The organism is Acuticoccus kalidii, from assembly GCF_021556395.1.
Lineage (GTDB): Bacteria > Pseudomonadota > Alphaproteobacteria > Rhizobiales > Amorphaceae > Acuticoccus > Acuticoccus kalidii.
Genome location: NZ_JAKGCS010000007.1, coordinates 100,865 through 118,312, shown reverse-complemented (window position 1 = coordinate 118,312; position 17,448 = coordinate 100,865). Strand labels below are relative to the sequence as shown.

The window sequence follows — 17,448 nt, the reverse complement described above, 5'->3', positions numbered from 1 at the left end:
TGGTGGAGTGGGGAGGGCGCCGAGTGCGCCTATTGTCCCTGGTGCGGGGCTTTGTTATGGGCCGTGCGCACGCACGTTCCGCGCGTTCGCGCCAAGGCGTTGCTCTCGCAGCACTCCGGCGAATTTCTGTACGAGGATCTACATGGCACGTCACGCGCTCATCACCGGCATCACCGGGCAGGACGGCGCTTATCTAGCGAAGAATCTGCTCGACAAAGGCTATGATGTCTGGGGCGTTGTGCGGCGTTCGAGCCATTTCGGCATTGCCGATCACCGCCTGCGCTGGCTCGGGATCGAAAAAGACGTGCGTTATGTCGACGCGAACCTCACCGACGTGTCGAGCCTGATCCGTGCGGTCGAGACCTCGAAACCCGACGAGGTTTATAATCTCGGCGCGCAGAGCTATGTCGCATCGTCCTGGCAGCAGCCGATCCTGACCTCGAACGTCACCGGTGTTGGCGCAGCGAACGTTCTCGAGGCGATTCGCATCGTCTCGCCGACGACGCGCTTTTATCAGGCCTCCTCCTCGGAGATGTTCGGCCTCATCCAAGAGGCGCATCAGAGCGAGAAGACGCCGTTCTATCCGCGCTCACCCTATGGCGTCGCCAAGCTCTTCGCCCATTGGATGACGGTGAACTACCGCGAGAGCTTCAAGTTGCACGCGTCCTCGGGTATTCTGTTCAATCACGAATCGCCCCTGCGTGGCATCGAGTTCGTCACCCGCAAGGTCACCGACAGCGTGGCGCGCATCAAGCTCGGCCTCGCGAACGAATTGCGCCTCGGCAATATCGACGCCAAGCGCGACTGGGGCCACGCCCGCGACTATGTCGAGGCGATGTGGCTGATGTTGCAGCAGGAGAGGCCCGACGATTATGTCGTCGCGACCGGCCGGACCACGTCGGTTCGCGACATGGTCAAGATCGCGTTCGAGTACGTCCAACTCAACCCGGACGACCACCTGGTGATCGATCCCGAGCTCTTCCGGCCCGCCGAAGTCGACATTCTTCTCGGTGACGCGACCAAGGCCCGCTCGACGCTCGGCTGGGAGGCGAAAACGTCGCTCGAAGACATGATCCACGAGATGGTCGAAGCCGACATCAAACGCCACATGCGCGCCTAGTCCGGACCGACCATTGAGAGAGACGAGGACCGACGGCGTGAGCAATGGCCCGATACTGTTGACTGGGAGTGCCGGGTTCGTCGCGCCTTACGTGGCTGCGCGGCTCGAAGCGACCTTTCCGGGCCGCGCGCTCGTCAAGCTGGTGCGTCTCGCGCCGGTGCCCGAAGGCGGGTACGCGGTGGAGCTCACCAATCCGTCGGCGACCGACGACCTCATTCGCACGGTCAAGCCGGGCATCGTCGTCCACCTCGCGGCCCACTCCTCGGTCGCGAAGGCCAACCGCTCGCCGAGCAGCGTCTGGCGGGACAATCGCGACGGGTCCTATTGGCTCGCGAAGTCGATCGCCCGGCACGCGCCGGAGGCGACGGTGTTCCTCGCCTCGACCGCCGAGGTCTACGGCTCGAACCTCAAGCACGGCCCGGCCGACGAGACGACCCCGCCGATGCCGCACGGGCCGTACGCCAATTCCAAGCTCGCCTCGGAGTTCGTCTTCGAGGAGATCCTCACCGACACGAATCAGCTCCTCATCGCGCGCCCGTTCAACCACACCGGCCCCGGCCAGATGGAAACGTTCGTCGTCGCCTCCTTCGCCGCGCAGCTCGCCCGGATCGAGGCCGGCCTCGTCCCGCCGACGATCAGCGTCGGCAATCTCGACGCCAAGCGCGATTTCCTCGACGTTCGCGACGTGGCGAACGCCTATATCGGGATCCTCAAGGCGGCCGACAGGCTGCCGAAGCGGGCGATCGTCAACGTCGCCCGCGGCGAGGCGATGTCGATCCGCGAAATCCTCGACTTGCTGTGCTCACTCGCTAAAGTCGAGGTTTCGGTCGAGATCGATCCGTCGCGGCTGCGTCCCAACGAGATCCCGGTGGCGACGGCATCGACGGCCTTCCTTTCGACCTTGATGGACTGGCCGCCGCACCGGCCCATCATCGAAACGTTGAAAGAAGTGCTCGACGACCAGCGAAAGCGGCTGAAGGTCGTCGTTCCGGGTTGAACGGAGGCGTCGATGCCTCGATGACTTTACAAAATTGGCGTTGTACGACCATTGATCGGCCCGGACGGGGGCGAGATGTGCGCGTGTCTCGCACATGCGAAGGAGAAGGCCGTCATGGCTGACCAGCATTCGATCGTGCCGCAGGATCCGACGGCGGGCGGGGAGGGGGCGACACCCGAGACCGCGTCCCAGGCGGTGCCCGATCAGAGCCGCGCCGAGCCGCGCTTCAACTTCCATGTCGACCGATTCACCGCCGCGGAGATCGCTGGCTGGGTTGCCGACACGCACGATCTGTCGCGTGCCCTGACGATCGAGTTCCTCGTCGACGGCATTCCGATCGGCGTTGCGAAGGCCGATCTCGTGCGCGCCGACGTGGAGCGCGCGGGTCGCGGGCCGCGGGTGTGCGGCTTCTCGTGGACCGTGCCGAAGGCGGTCGCGAAGGCCGCGACGCAGAGCGACCGTGTGATCGACGTCGCCGTTCTGGGCCATGGCGGCGAGCGGGAATGGCTGACGAGCCTCACTTTGCGCAAGGATCCGACGATCACCACCTCGCTCGGCGATGCGATGCGCGCGACGCTGGAGGCCGCCGTCGTCGCGAGCGCCGTCACCGCGCTCGAAGGTGGCGCCCTCCGGCCCGACAAGCGCGAGCCCGGCCGCTTCCCGCTCCACGAGCGGATGTTCTCCTTCGAGGGCGCGCGCGGGGACGAGCGGCGCGCGATCTCGCCCTATCTCGACTTCACCCACAAGCGCCTGCGCAAGGACGAGACCCATCCGCTCGACGGATCGGAAGCCGCCAAGAACGCGTATCTGCGCTGGTATATCGACCATTATGGCGGCAACCGCCGCCCGCTGCGCGTGCCGCTTGGGGCGGACGAGATCGCCTATCTCAACCAACCCGTTCCGATGGTCGGAATGGAGTTCAAGATCTCCCGCGCCTCGCTCTCCTACGCGATGACCCTCGGCGCGGGGGCGCAGCTTCTGCCGATAGTCGACCGGGAGAGCTACGAGGCGTTCCTCGTGTGGTGGTGCACCGAGCAGGCGCCCTTCCTCCACATGGAGGACTGCCTCGTCCCGAACTTCTACATCGAGGCGCTGCGGCGGATGCCGCTCAACTTCATGGGCCACGCGTTCGCGCCGTCGGCCTACATGATCCATCGCTTCAACCGCGATAAGCGCTTTCACATCCTCGACCTCCATTCGGAGGCCGACCGCATCCTCATGCATGTGTGGATGCTCCTCGAAGGGGTGACCTCGCCGGGGACGATCCGCTTCCTGCCGCCGAAGAACGTCAAGGCGCTGTTCGAGGGCGAGCGGGGCGACACGCTGTTCGACCGCGTGCTCGGATCGCTTCAGGGCCACGGCGCCGGGCTCGGCGAGATGCTGAACGCGGACCGCTTCGCCGACCTCCTTTGGCAGAAGGGCTTCGACATCACCCGCGGCCGCTTCCTCTTCTTCGATGCGAAGGGCAACCGCTTCGAGGCCGCGCGTTATCCCGCCGCGACCCAGCCGTCCGACGAGCGGGTCAAGCTGCAGGTGATCGGTCCGTTCGAGAAATCGTCCGGTCTCGGCCAGGCCTCGCGCCTTTCGGCCGAAACCATCAAGCGCACGCGCTATAACGCGAACTACGTCAATTTCGGGCTCGACAATCCGGCCCCGGTCGGGATGAACAACGCGGTGGAGGGCACCGACGCGCCCAAGCCGGCGCGGGTCAACCTCGTCCACCTCAATGGCGAGACGGTGCCGATCGCGCTCGCCTACATGAACGACGTCTTCAACGGCGCGTACAATATCGGTTACTTCTTCTGGGAGTTGTCGACGCCGGCGCGCACGCAGTTCCTGTCGATCGGCCTTCTCGACGAGATCTGGGTCGCGACCGAATACGGCGTCGACATCTACACCTCGGCGACCGACAAGCCGGTGCGCAGCGTCGGCATGGCGGTGGAGCCGGTGCCGGATCCGGGCCGTTCGGCGGCGCGGGCCTATATCGGCGAGCGCCTGCCGGTCGGGCCGGACACCTTCGTGTTCATGGCGACCTTCGATTCCTTCTCCTTCCTGGAGCGGAAGAACCCGCACGGGCTGGTCGACGCGTTCTGCGAGGCGTTCGGACCGGACGAGGACGTTCTTCTCGTCCTCAAGACCCACAATCGGGATTTCGTCGCCGACCGGCATCAGGCGATGCGCTGGGAGCGGATCCAGGAGATCGCGGCGGCCGATCCGCGGATCGTCATCCTCAACGAGACGATGCGCTATAACGACCTCATGAAGCTGAAGAAGGGGACGGACTGTTATGTCTCCCTCCACCGCTCCGAGGGGTGGGGCTTCGGGCTGATCGAGGCGATGGCGCTCGGCACCCCGGTGCTCACCACCGGCTATTCCGGCAATATGGACTTCACCAAGCCGGACAATGCGTGGCTCGTGGATTATGATCTCGTCGAACCGCGATCGAACGAGTATATTTTCGTCGATCGTGGCCAGGTGTGGGCCGATCCGCGCCGCGAGAGCGCCATCGCGCAGCTCCGCGCGGTTCGCTCCAATACGGCCGAACGCGAACGGCGGGCCGCCAACGCGCTCGCCTTCGTGAACGAGAATTTCTCGCTCGATGCCCAAGCCCGCAAGTATGAGGCGCGCCTCGACGAGATCATGGCTTCGCTCGGCGAGGGATAGAATGGCGTCGCGGCGGAAACGGTCCAGGCGACGGTCCCGAGCGGCATCGTCCCTCGGATCGTGGAGCCTCTTGCTCCTGACGTCGCTGGTCGCCGTCGCGACACCGGCCCACAGTCAGCGGATCGAAGAGCAACCGGCCGTCATCCCGTCGCCGAACGCCGTCGACGAGACGGTCGGACTCGATGAGCCCGAAACCCCGCCGGGCCCGCAACGCGGTCTCGGGGGCGTTCTGCCGCCGGGGCCGGCCGAACTCGAAGCGCAGCGCGACGCCGCGCCGTTCGATACCGAACTCGCCGAGAACGAACCGAGAGTTTTGACACCCGAGGCGGCGCTCGACGCGCTATGGGTGCAGGACGATCCGCCGTCGGCCCCACCCGCCGGCACCGTCGCGCGGCCGCCGGTCGCTTCTGTCGTCATCCAGAAATGGATCGTCCCGCAGGTCGAGACCTTCTCCAAATCGACCGTGACACTGCAGAACGCGGTGGTGCGCTTTTGCGTGTCGCGCAATGAAAGCGCCAAGCGGGCGCTCGACGAGGCGTTCCTGACCTCGATCCACGATGCGGCGGGGCTCGTGCCGTTGGCGTTCGGCTCCCCCTCGCTGAAGCAACTCCCGGCCCGCGTCCTCACCGATGCGTCCGCCACCGCATTCAGCCGCGACCAGATCCGCGCGATCATCGCCGGCACCGACGTCGCGCCCCGCACCTTGTCCGATCTTCGCACCTACGAGCCGGCGCTGATGGGCCTTTCGGCGCTCGAGCAGCTCCTCCTTCGCGACGGCAAGACGGTGGATGGCGGGCTCGACAATGGCTGCGATCTCGCCGTCACGATCGCCGCCCATCTGCAACGCCAGGCGAAGGACGCCTTGCGCGTGTGGACCGAGCGCACGACGCTCGACGTGCACTGGCGCGACGATGACGCCGAACTCGGCGATCGGCTGATCCTGCGCGATCTCGTGCAAGGGCTCATCAACGGGACCGACCTTCTCGACCGGCACATCAACCGTTTCATCGTCATGGAACGGGACAACCCGGAACTGCCGTTCGGACGCCGGCGCTATGTCGTCCAATATCTCGACGGTCTCGCGAAATCGATCTCGATCCAGTCGATGATTTTGGAGGATTATACGACCTCCGGGCAAGCGGTCCGCACGCTGTTGCAATCGATCCGTAAGGCGATCGAGGAAGGTCGCACGACGCTGAATTCGCCCGAGCGCCGCCGCTTTTCCGCGAGCCTGCGTCTTCCCTTCGATGCGGTCCAGGCGACGGTGACGGAGCGGCTTCCCGAGGTCTTCGCCTTCGATCCCACCGCCTTCGAGCGCCCCAATGCGCCGTCGGCGGTGCTGCGTGAAGTGCGCACCAACGGCGCGACGGCGGTCGAGGCGGTGCCGCCGCAAAGTCCCGACGTGATCGAAGTCGTCCCGCCGGCCGATCTCACCACCACCATGATGCCGAGCCCCTGAGGCTCAGCCGGAGCGGAGCCGCTCGATCGCCCGTCGTCGCTCGAAGAGGGTGAGGAGGGCGCGCAAGGCCTTGCCCCGCTCGCGCTCCAGGTTCCGATCCGTCGCGACCACGAGACGCGCGTCGTCCGACGCGATCGCGAGAAGCGCGGCATGGTGCTCGAGGTCGGCGAAGCGGAAGGACGGGGCGCCCGATTGGCGCGTTCCGAGGATCTCGCCTTCGCCGCGCAGCTTCAGATCGTCCTCGGCGATGCGGAAGCCGTCATTGGTGGCGCGCATCGTGTCGAGCCGCTGGCGGGCGATCGCGCCGAGCGGGGCCTTGTAGAGGAGGAGGCAGGTCGAGGCTTTCGCGCCCCGCCCGACGCGCCCGCGAAGCTGGTGGAGCTGGGACAGGCCGAAGCGCTCGGCATGTTCGATCACCATGATCGTCGCATCGGGTACGTCGACACCCACCTCGACGACCGTGGTCGCGACGAGGACGGCGATCTGCCCGTCTTTGAAGGCGCTCATGATCCGCTCGCGCTCGGCCGTCGGCGTCTTGCCGTGGACGAGACCGACAACATCACCGACCCGCTTCGACAGGATCCGGTGCCGGTTGACGGCCGATTCGAGCTCCGAGGCCTCATTGTCCTCGACGAGAGGGCAGACCCAATACGCCTTTTCCCCCCGCGCGACGGCGGCGGCGAGGCGCTCGATCACCGCGTCGATATTGGTGAGGGCGACGGCCCGCGTCTCGACCGGCTGGCGGCCGGCCGGCTTGTCGGTGAGGCGGGAGACGTCCATGTCGCCGAACTGAGCGAGGACCATGGTGCGGGGGATCGGCGTCGCCGTCATCACGAGGAGGTCGGAGTGGGGACCCTTCTCCGACAGCGCCATGCGTTGATGGACGCCGAAACGGTGCTGCTCGTCGACCACGACGAGGGCGAGATCGCGGAAGGTCACGGCCGACTGGAAAAGCGCATGCGTGCCGACCGCGATCGTCACCGAGCCGTCGGCGAGCCCCGCGATCGCCTCGGCCCGCTCCGCCTCGGTGATGCGTCCGGTGAGGAGGCGGACCCTGATGCCGTGCGGTTCGAGGATGTTCGAGAGCGTTTCATAATGCTGCCGGGCGACGAGATCGGTCGGCGCCATCATCGCGGTCTGCCCGCCATCGCCGGCGGCCATCGCCGCCGCCAGCAGCGCGACCACGGTCTTGCCGGAGCCGACATCGCCTTGAACGAGGCGGATCATCCGGTGCTCGGCCGCAAGATCGCCCGCGATTTCGGCGAGGGAGAGGCGTTGAGAGGCGGTGAGCGAGAACGGAAGGCTCTTTTCGATCGCCGCGATCATGGCGTCGTCCCACCGCCGCGCCCGGCCGCGATGATTGCGCTCCCGGTCGCGCACGATCGCAAGGGCGAGCTGGCTCGCCAGAAGCTCATCATAGGCAAGGCGCTGCCGGCACGCAGCGTCGGGGCTGATATCGTGCGCGTCCTCCGGCCGATGGATGGCGGCGACCGCTTCGGCGAAGGTCGGCCATTTCTCCCGCTTCACCAACGGGCCGTCGAGCCACTCGGGAAGGTCCGGGATCTTCTCGAGCGCTGCCGCGACGAGACCGGACAGGACGCCCGCGGTGAGGCCCTGGGTGAGCGGATAGATGGGTTCGAGGCCAAATCGGGCGTCGAACGGCGCATCCGGCCCCTCGACCTTGGCGAACTGGTCGGGGTGGACGATCTGCGGTCGGCCCTCCCACCACTCGACGAGGCCGGAGACGCGGACCCATTCCCCGATCGGATAGTTGCCGAGACGCCACGCTTCGCCGCCACGAAAGAAGACGATGGCGAGCTCGCCCGTTCCATCCTCGCCGATGACGCGGGACGGAGCGCCCGGCCGCCGGGCGTTTTCGTGGCGAACGACCTTCACCGTCAGCGTCGCGATCGCCCGGTCCGGCGCCTCGGCGACGGCGACGCGGTGTCGTCGGTCGATGACGCCGACGGGGCAATGGGATAGAATGTCGAAGACGCGCGTCTCTGCCGCGCTCGGCCGATCGAGAAGATGGGCAAGCCGCTCCGCGCGGGCGGGCCCAACACCTTGCAGACGATTGACCGGGGCGGTCAGCGGACCGATATCAAAGACCACACTCACACCGGCGTCCTCTCGGGGCGGCGGCAAGAATGCGTGCGCGCGGCCGAACGCCCACGCTCCGTTCCCGGCGTCCGCTCCCCCTCAGCGCGCGCCGACTTCGATTTGGAGACGCTAGTGACCGGCACCACCCGTTCCTCCGCCGATCTCGAGCCGCGGCGCAAGCGGCTCCTGTTTCACGCCTGGCATCGTGGCACCCGCGAGATGGACCTTCTTCTCGGCCGTTTCGCCGACGAGACGATCGACCAATGGAGCGAGGACGATGTGGCCGAGATGGAAGCGCTGATGCGCCTTCCGGACACCGAACTCTATCGCTGGATCACCGAACAGGACGACGTCCCTCCCAACCATCGCTCGGCTCTTCTCGACCGAGTGATCGCGTTTCACAAGGGGCAGTGATGGCAGCGCGCGAAAAGGCGAGGTCGATCGCCGAGATTCGAGACGCGGCCAAACCAAGCCTCAAGATCCTCGCCAACGACGATCTTCCGGCCGAGATCACGGTCACCAACCTTCCGGACGGGATGGAGGGGGAGGCGCTCGCCCGCCTCGCGCGCGGCAGCGATCGCCCGGTCGTCTTCGTCGCCCGCGACGGGGCGCGGCAGACGAGCGCGGAAAACGCGCTGCGCTTCTTCGACCCCGAAATCGATATCGTGCGCCTGCCGGGCTGGGACTGCATGCCCTATGACCGGGCCTCGCCGTCGTCCCTCGTCCAGGCGCGGCGCACCGCCGCACTCGAACACCTCGCGAGCGGCGCGAAGGGGCCGACGGTCGTGATGACGACCGCGAACGCGATCCTCCAGCGCGTTCCGACGCCGGATGTCATCCGGTCCTCCACGCTGCGCCACGCCGCGGGCGCCGACGTCGTGATGAAGGATGTCGTCACCTGGCTCGAGGACAACGCCTTTCTGCGCACGCCGACGGTGCGCGAGGCGGGCGAATATGCCGTGCGCGGCGGCATCGTCGACCTCTACGCCCCCGGCACCGACGCGCCGGTGCGCCTCGACTTTTTCGGCGACACGCTGGAGACCATCCGCCCGTTCGATCCCGAGACGCAGCGCACCACGGGGCAGTGGACGTCGATCGAGCTCATTCCGATGAGCGAGGTCGTCCTCACCCCGACCTCGATCAGCCGGTTTCGCGAGGGCTATCTGCGCGCCTTCGGGGCGGCGACGAAGGACGACATTCTCTATCATGGGGTGTCGGAGGGCGTTCGGGCGAGCGGGCTCGAGCATTGGCTGCCGCTCTTTCACGAAGAGCTCGCCACCATCTTCGACTACGTGCCGGCCTCGCCGGTCGTCCTCGACCACCTCACCGAGGACGCGATCGCAAAGCGCCTCGCCGAGATCGAGGACCATTATTCCGCCCGCACGTCGAGCCTCGCCCAGTCCTCCGGCGCGCCTTATAACGCGCTGCCGCCGAGCACGCTCTATCTCACCGAGGGAAGTCCGGGCATCTTCGCCGGGCACAAGATCGTCCGCCTGTCCCCCTTCGCCGTGCCGGAGAAAGAGGGCGTCCACACCGTGTCCGCCGGCGGGCGGGTCGGCCGCTCCTTTGCGGCGGAGCGTTCGGCGCAGAACGTCAACATCTTCGCGGCCTTGATCGAGCATATCGATGCGCTGCGCGACAAGGGGCTCCGCGTCATCGTCGCGGCCTGGTCGGAAGGCTCGCGCGACCGGATGGCACAGGTCCTCAAGGACCTTCACCTGAAGAATGCCGAGGAGGTCGCGACCTTCGGCGAGGCGGGCGCGCTCGCCAAGAACAAGGCGGCGCTCGCGATCCTCGAGATCGAGCACGGGTTCGAGACGCCCGATTATGCGATCATCGCCGAGCAGGACGTACTCGGCGACCGTCTCGTCTCCTCCGGCCGCAAGCGGCGGCGCGACGCCGACGTCCTCACCGAGGTGGCTTCGCTCGGCGAGGGCGATCTCGTCGTCCATGTCGATCACGGTATCGGCCGCTTTATCGGCCTCAAGACGCTGACGGCGGCGGGCGCCCCGCACGACTGTGTCGAGATCGCCTACCACAACGACGACAAGCTCTATCTGCCGGTCGAAAATATCGACCTTCTGTCGCGTTACGGTTCCGATTCGGAGGAGATCACCCTCGACCGTCTCGGCGGGGCGGGCTGGCAGGCGCGCAAGGCGAAGATGAAGGAGCGCGTCCGCGAGATCGCGGACGAGCTGATCAAGACCGCCGCCGCGCGCCTCATGAAAAAGGCCCCGGTGATCGAGCCGGCGACCGGCGTCTATGACGAGTTCGTCGCCAAATTCCCCTATAACGAGACCGACGATCAGCTCGCCGCCATCGAGGCCGTCGCCGACGATCTGTCGGCCGGTCTGCCGATGGACCGGCTCGTCTGCGGCGATGTCGGATTCGGCAAGACCGAGGTCGCGATCCGCGCCGCGTTCCTGACCGCGATGACCGGCCGTCAGGTCGCCCTCATCGTGCCGACGACGCTGCTCGCCCGGCAGCATTACAAGACGTTCGCCGAGCGCTTCCAAGGCCTGCCGGTGCGCGTCGCGCAAGCCTCGCGCCTCGTCTCGGCGAAGGACATGAAGGCGGTGCGGGAGGGGCTGAAATCGGGCGAGATCGATCTCGTCGTCGGCACCCATGCGCTCCTGTCGAAGACCGTCGAGTTCCGCGACCTCGCGCTCCTGATCGTCGACGAGGAACAAAAGTTCGGCGTGAAGCACAAGGAGGCGCTGAAGGCGCTGAAATCGGACGTTCACGTCCTCACGCTGTCGGCAACGCCCATTCCGCGGACGATGCAGCTCGCGCTGACGGGCGTGCGCGAACTCTCGATGATCGCGACCGCGCCGGTCGACCGGCTGGCGGTGCGCACCTTCGTCGCCCCGTTCGATCCGCTCACCATCCGCGAGGCGCTGCTGCGCGAGCGCTATCGCGGCGGCCAGTCTTTCTATGTCTGCCCGCGCGTGTCGGATCTTGCGGGACAGAAGGAGTTCCTCGAGCAGCATGTGCCGGAGGTGAAAGTCGGCGTCGCGCATGGCCGCATGTCGGCGACCGAGCTCGACGACGTGATGAACGCCTTCTATGAAGGCCGTTACGACGTCCTCCTCGCGACGACGATCGTGGAATCGGGCCTCGACATTCCGACGGCGAACACGCTGATCGTCCACCGGGCGGACATGTTCGGCCTCGCCCAGCTCTACCAGATCCGCGGCCGGGTGGGCCGGTCGAAGACGCGCGCCTACGCGCTGCTGACGACCCCCGTCGACAAGACGCTCACCGCCACCGCCCAGCGCCGCCTCAAGGTGCTGCAAAGCCTCGACAATCTCGGCGCGGGCTTCCAGCTCGCCTCCCACGATCTCGACATTCGCGGCGCCGGCAATCTCCTCGGCGAGGAGCAGTCGGGGCACATCAAGGAGGTCGGCTTCGAGCTTTACCAGTCGATGTTGGAGGAGGCCGTCGCGTCGCTCAAATCGGGCGAGACGGAGGAGGTGGACGATCACTGGTCGCCGCACATCTCGATCGGCATTCCGGTCCTCATCCCGGAGGACTATGTGCCCGATCTCCAGCTTCGCATGAGCCTTTATCGCCGCCTCGCCGACCTCGACGACGCGCGCGGGATCGACGCTTTCGGCGCGGAGATGGTCGACCGGTTCGGCAAGATGCCGGATGAGGTCGAGTGGCTGCTCAAGATCGTCTACATCAAGAGCCTGTGCCGCAAGGCGAACGTCGAGAAGATCGACGCGGGGCCGAAGGGCGCCGTCATCACCTTCCGCAATGGCCTCTTCGCCAACCCGCAGGGCCTCGTGAAGTTCATCGCCGGAGAGGGCTCCCTCGCCAAGATCCGGCCGGACCACAAGGTCGTCCTCATCCGCGACTGGCCGACACCCGAAAAGCGGACGAAGGGCGTCGCCGTGATCCTGTCGAACCTTGCAAAGCTCGCGGAGGCCGAGGAAAAAGTCGCCGCATGAGGATTGTGCCGGTCCGCCGGACGACGAACGAGACGCCATGACGAATGAGGCCGAGCCCCCGGTGCGGATCGCGATGTGGTCCGGGCCGCGCAATCTGTCGACCGCGATGATGCGCTCCTTCGGTGCGCGATCCGACACGGCCGTCTCGGATGAGCCGTTTTATGCCGCCTTCCTCGCCGCCACCGGTCTCGACCATCCGATGCGTGAGGCGATCCTCGCCGCCTACGACACGGACCCGGCGGCGGTCGCGCGGGCGTGCCTCGGCCCGGTGCCCGGCGGCAAGCCGATCTTCTACCAGAAGCAGATGACCCACCACATGATCGACGCTTTCGATCTGTCGTGGACCGAGGGGGTGACGAGCGCCTTCCTCATTCGCGATCCGGCCCTCGTCGCGGCGAGCTACGAGGTCAAGCGCGAAGAGCCGACGCTCGACGATCTCGGCATCGTGCGCCAGCGTGAGCTGTTCGACCGCGAGGCCGACCGGATCGGACGCGCCCCGCCGGTCATCGATGCCGCGCGCATCGCGTCGGCCCCGCGGGAGGCGCTCGCGGCCCTGTGCGCCGCGCTCGCCATTCCCTTCGACCCGGCGATGCTCTCCTGGGAGCCCGGTCCGCGCCCCGAAGACGGGGTGTGGGCGCCGCATTGGTATCATTCGGTGATCGCCTCGACGGGGTTCGCCCCGCCGCGCGAGACCGCCCCGCCGATCACCGATCGCGCCCGCGCGCTCGCCGACGAGGCGCGCCCATATTATGAGCGCCTCGCCGCCCACGCGCTTTGATCGCGCAGCCCGCAATCTCTCCTTGTCAGGATGGATGGTCCGCGATCATGGTGAAAACAAGCAGAACGAAATCTGCGGGGAGGGGGTCCGATGAAGCTCGAGACGATCGAAAGCGCCGCGCGCATCATCTATCGCCACATGCCGCAGACGCCGCAATTCATGTGGCCGCAGATCTCCTCGGCGGTCGGCGCGAATGTGTGGGTCAAGCACGAGAACCACACCGCGATCGGCGCCTTCAAGATCCGCGGCAGCCTCAGTTATATGGATTGGCTGAAGCGCACCCATCCCGAAGTCGGCGGCATCGTCACCGCGACGCGGGGCAATCACGGACAGGGGCAGGCGATGGCGGCGAAAGCGGCCGGCCTCGTCCCCCGGATCTATGTCCCGATCGGCAACTCGACCGAGAAGAACGCCGCGATGCGCGCCTTCGGCGGCATCCTGATCGAGACCGGCCGTGATTTCGACGAGGCGCGCGTCGCCGCGCAAAAGGACGCCGACCAACGCGGCTACGCGTTCGTCCCGCCCTTTCACGAGGCAATCGTCGCCGGCGTCGCGACCTATGCGCTCGAACTGATGCGGGCGGTCTCCGACCTCGATACGATCTATGTCTCGATCGGCTGCGGATCCGGCATTTGCGGCCTCATCCATGTGCGCAACGCGCTCGGCCTCAAGACCAAGATCGTCGGCGTCGTCTCCGAGAGGGCGGACGCGGTGAAGCGCTCCGTCGCCGCCGGGCGGCCGATGAACACGGAGACCGCCGACACCTTCGCCGACGGCATCGCGACCCGTGTCATCATGGACGACGCGTTCGCGATCTATAAAGCCGGGGCGGAACGGATCCTGACGGTCTCCGACGAGGAGATCGCCGCCGCGATGCGGCTCTATTTCCGCGCCACGCACAATGTCGCCGAAGGGGCCGGCGCGGCCGCGCTCGCCGGGCTCATGAAGGAGCGGGACGCGATGGCCGGGCGCAATGTCGGCGTGATCCTCAGCGGCGGGAATGTCGACACGGCGGTGTTTGCGGAGGTGCTGGCGGGGCACACGCCCCGTGTCGGCGTGGCCGAGGCGGTCGCACTCATCAGTTGATCGGTGAGTCGGCTGTTGAAAACAGCGGGTTTCACGCCTCGGAACGAATTTCTTGACACCGGACGCGACGCCTGAGGAAGAGGGCCCGCCGCGAATCCCTTTTCCTTCGGTGTGCCCTCGGCGACACGCTCCAAATCGTTGGGAAATCGGCGCGATTTTATCCTTTAATCGAAACGGGCACGGGTGCCGCGGGTTCCCTACATGGGCGGGGTCCGCAGAAAGTCTGTGGCAAAAAAGTCGACCCGTAAAGTTTCTGTTTAGACAGATTGGCCAAGTCGGTGGGCACGCGCTTTTGCGAAGCGTAGTGTTTTCCGTGCCCGAGGGGAGCGTACGCCCTCCTGCAGACAAAAGGTCATGTCCAGTGCAAACCCTGGTCCGCAGATCCCTGTTGCCCGTTGTCCTATGCGTAGGCGTGTTGGGGCTTGCAGGATGCGGTGGTAGCGTCTCTTCGATCGAAACGGCCCTCGCGACGGATGGTGGCGACACCAAGAATGTCGAAGGCCGCAAAATGATCGGCAAGCCCTACAAAGTGGGCGGCCGCTGGTATCACCCCGAGGTCGACGAGGACTATAACGAGGTCGGCATGGCCTCGTGGTACGGGCCGAAATTTCACGGCAAGTCGACCGCGAACGGTGAACGTTTCGATCAGAACGCGCTGACCGCCGCCCATCCGACGCTGCCCATTCCGTCTTATGTCCGCATCACCGTGGCGAAGACCGGCAAGTCGACCGTCGTCCGGGTCAACGATCGCGGACCGTTCCACGGCAACCGCATCATCGACGTGTCGAAGGCCGCCGCGGTGAAGCTCGGCTTCCGCCTCAACGGCTCGGCGAAGGTCCGCGTCGAATATCTCGGCCCCGCCCCCGTCGGTGGCTCCGATAAGGAGACCCTCGCGGCCGAAGCCGAGTTCAACAAGACCCAGCCCGGTAAGCAGCCCTCGCGTGGCTTCTTCGGCTTCGGCGGCAACAAGGACAAGGACGCCAAGGACATCGAGGTTCGCCTCGCGGCCGCGACGGACGCGCCGATGACGCCGAGCCGCGAAAGCAGCGGCCGCATCGCGCGCAACGGCTCCCTGCCGGGCGTCCATCTTCCGGATCCGCCGATGCGTCCGAACGCCGACGCGATGACGCCCGCCTCCGCCTCCGCCTATCAGGAATCCTCGGACGGCCCGATGGACGCCCTCGAGACGATGAACGCCGAGGCCGCGCTCGCCGCCATGGAAGCCGAAAAGGCGCCCCCGGTTGCCGTGCAGCCGCTGCCGGAAACGGCCGAGGAAGAAAGCCAGGGCCGGGTGATGGGCGCGCACGACATGTTCGCCTCCCTCGGCATGGCGCCGATGGCCGAGAGCGCCGAAACGCCGGAGACCGCGAGCGCAGCGCCGGAGGCGCCCGCCGCCGACGACGAGACGGCCGCCGCGCAATAAGTTCGAAGCGGGCCCGAGTGGCCCGCTTTCGCATTCAGGTCCCCCCGTCATGATCACCGCGCGTACGGGTTGGCGATCGCAACTTGAAAAGTCTTGCGCGATCGGCGCTTGCCCGTTCAACTCCCCCCATGTTGCTGCGACGGCTCGGAGCCTGACGCCTTGAAGGGCGCATTCATCACATTCGAAGGCGGCGAGGGGGCCGGGAAATCCACCCAGGCCAAGCGCCTCACCCAGCGCCTGCGCGCCCGTGGGTGCGATGTCGTGCTGACGCGGGAGCCCGGCGGCTCGGCTTGGGCCGAACGGCTGCGCACGGCGCTGCTGACGGAGGCCGGCCGCGCGCTCGATCCGACCGAGCAGGCGATGCTCTTCGCCGCCGCCCGCGCCGACCATGTCGACACCTTGATCGCCCCGGCGCTGAAGGCCGGACAGACCGTGATCTGCGACCGCTTCGCCGATTCCACCGAGGCCTATCAGGGTTCGGCCGGTGTGCCGACGCAGATGCTGTCGCTGCTGCGCCTCGTCGCCGTCGGCCCGGTGATGCCCACCCTGACGCTGATCCTCGATATCGCCCCGGAGGACGGAATCGCTCGCGCCCGCGGCCGCGAGGCCCTCGACCCGTTCGAGAAGGACGACCTCGAGACCCAGGCCGCCCGCCGCGCCGTCTTTCTCGACATTGCGGCCCGTGAGCCCGATCGCTGCGTCGTGTTCGATGCGAGCCTTCCGGCCGACCGTCTCGCCGAGGCGATCTGGCCGGTCGTGGAGGCCCGTCTCGGCCTCGCGAAGGAGGGCTGATGGCGCGCCAGCCTCGCGTTCCGAAGGCGGCGATGGTGGAAGCCGCGCCGGCCGAACCCGACCTTCTCGACAACGCGCCGCCGCCGCGGGAGACGACGCGCCTGTTCGGCCATGCCGAGCCGGTCTCCCGTCTCGCCGCCGCCTTCGAGAAGACGCCGCCGCAGGCGATCCTCCTCGAAGGCCCGCGCGGGATCGGCAAGGCGACGCTCGCCTTTCGCCTCGCCCGTGCGCTCCTGTCGACGGTGCCGGGGGAAGCGCTTCCGGCCGACCTTGCGAGCGACCCGGAAGGGCGCACCGCCCGGCAAGTCGCCGCCGGTACGCATCCAGGCCTCATGCACCTGACGCGCCCTTATGACGAGAAGGCGAAGCGCTTCAAGGGCGACCTCACAGTCGACGTGGTGCGCCGGATCGTTCCGTTTCTGGGCTCCACCTCGGCCGATGGCGGCTGGCGCGTCGTCATCGTCGACGCGGTGGACGACATGAACATCAACGCCGCCAACGCCCTGTTGAAGGCGCTCGAAGAGCCGCCAAAGCGCACGATCTTCATTCTGGTCGCCCATATTGCGGGCCGCGTCCTGCCGACGATCCGCTCGCGCTGCCGGTCGATCCGGCTGCGTCCGCTGACGGACGCGGAGATGCGGCGCGCGCTTGCCACGATGAACGAGGATCCGAGCCTTGCCGAAGCCGGGGAGGGCAGCCTGCGCCGCGCCTTGATCCTCGCCGCGGCGGGCGCCGATCTCGTCCATCAGACGCGCCGACTTCTGGCGCGCACCGCGATCCGCGACGTCCGCCATCACCATCAGCTCGCCGAGCTCGCCGCGCAGCGGAAGGACGACCAGTTCGCGACCGTCGTCGATCTCGTGCTCGACGCGATGGCGAACCGGGTGAGGGAAGGGGCCGCGCGCCTGCCCCTCGCCGCCCTCGACGCCTATGCCCAAGCCTATCTCGACGCGGTCGCCGACAGCCGGCGCGTCGATGTTTTCAACCTCGACCGCAAAGAGGTCGTGCTCGCCCTTTGTGACCGACTTGCGGCGGCGGACCGGGCGGCGGCGAACGCTGCTTGACAATCCGCCTCA

Annotated in this window: 12 protein-coding genes; 11 read left to right on the top strand and 1 reads right to left on the bottom strand. The window is 67.0% G+C overall.

Annotated features, from left to right (window positions below; all coding sequences use genetic code 11):
* Nucleotides 1-142: 142 nt before the first annotated feature.
* The 4 genes from gmd (at nt 143) to L1787_RS04110 (ending at nt 6,240) form a co-directional block, all read left to right on the top strand.
* Nucleotides 143-1,120: a GDP-mannose 4,6-dehydratase gene (gene gmd / locus L1787_RS04125; protein WP_235707268.1), complete on the top strand. Its 978-nt coding sequence runs from the start codon at nt 143-145 to the stop codon at nt 1,118-1,120.
* Between the two features lie 58 nt (nt 1,121-1,178).
* A complete protein-coding gene (locus L1787_RS04120) occupies nt 1,179-2,117 on the top strand; it encodes a GDP-mannose 4,6-dehydratase (protein ID WP_235707267.1) in 939 nt (312 codons plus the stop codon).
* A 114-nt stretch (nt 2,118-2,231) separates the two neighbouring features.
* Nucleotides 2,232-4,781: a glycosyltransferase family 4 protein gene (locus L1787_RS04115; RefSeq protein ID WP_235707266.1), complete on the top strand. Its 2,550-nt coding sequence runs from the start codon at nt 2,232-2,234 to the stop codon at nt 4,779-4,781.
* Nucleotides 4,782-4,851: 70 nt separating this feature from the next.
* Nucleotides 4,852-6,240, top strand: a complete 1,389-nt coding sequence (locus L1787_RS04110; RefSeq protein ID WP_235707265.1) for an imelysin family protein — start codon at nt 4,852-4,854, stop codon at nt 6,238-6,240.
* 3 nt (nt 6,241-6,243) lie between these two features.
* Here the strand turns inward: L1787_RS04110 and recG are convergent, their stop codons facing one another.
* Nucleotides 6,244-8,358, bottom strand: a complete 2,115-nt coding sequence (gene recG, locus L1787_RS04105) for an ATP-dependent DNA helicase RecG (RefSeq protein WP_369415054.1) — start codon at nt 8,356-8,358, stop codon at nt 6,244-6,246.
* Between the two features lie 114 nt (nt 8,359-8,472).
* Between recG and L1787_RS04100 the strand changes: the two genes are divergently transcribed.
* From L1787_RS04100 to L1787_RS04070, 7 genes are all read left to right on the top strand, one after another.
* Nucleotides 8,473-8,754: an FAD assembly factor SdhE gene (locus tag L1787_RS04100; RefSeq protein WP_235707264.1), complete on the top strand. Its 282-nt coding sequence runs from the start codon at nt 8,473-8,475 to the stop codon at nt 8,752-8,754.
* A 122-nt stretch (nt 8,755-8,876) separates the two neighbouring features.
* Nucleotides 8,877-12,293 carry a transcription-repair coupling factor gene (gene mfd, locus L1787_RS04095; protein ID WP_235707336.1) on the top strand — a complete coding sequence of 1,139 codons (3,417 nt, stop codon included), beginning with the start codon at nt 8,877-8,879 and terminating at the stop codon, nt 12,291-12,293.
* 37 nt (nt 12,294-12,330) lie between these two features.
* Complete coding sequence (locus tag L1787_RS04090; protein ID WP_235707263.1) at nt 12,331-13,071, top strand: sulfotransferase-like domain-containing protein; 741 nt, start codon at nt 12,331-12,333, stop codon at nt 13,069-13,071.
* Nucleotides 13,072-13,161: 90 nt separating this feature from the next.
* Nucleotides 13,162-14,157 (top strand): threonine dehydratase, encoded by a 996-nt coding sequence (locus tag L1787_RS04085; RefSeq protein WP_235707262.1) that lies wholly within the window; start codon nt 13,162-13,164, stop codon nt 14,155-14,157.
* A 412-nt stretch (nt 14,158-14,569) separates the two neighbouring features.
* Nucleotides 14,570-15,580, top strand: a complete 1,011-nt coding sequence (locus L1787_RS04080) for a septal ring lytic transglycosylase RlpA family protein (protein WP_439648259.1) — start codon at nt 14,570-14,572, stop codon at nt 15,578-15,580.
* Between the two features lie 159 nt (nt 15,581-15,739).
* Complete coding sequence (gene tmk / locus L1787_RS04075; protein WP_235707261.1) at nt 15,740-16,372, top strand: dTMP kinase; 633 nt, start codon at nt 15,740-15,742, stop codon at nt 16,370-16,372.
* Nucleotides 16,372-17,436: a DNA polymerase III subunit delta' gene (locus tag L1787_RS04070; RefSeq protein WP_235707260.1), complete on the top strand. Its 1,065-nt coding sequence runs from the start codon at nt 16,372-16,374 to the stop codon at nt 17,434-17,436. Before tmk ends, L1787_RS04070 begins: the two co-directional genes overlap by 1 nt.
* Nucleotides 17,437-17,448 lie beyond the last annotated feature (12 nt).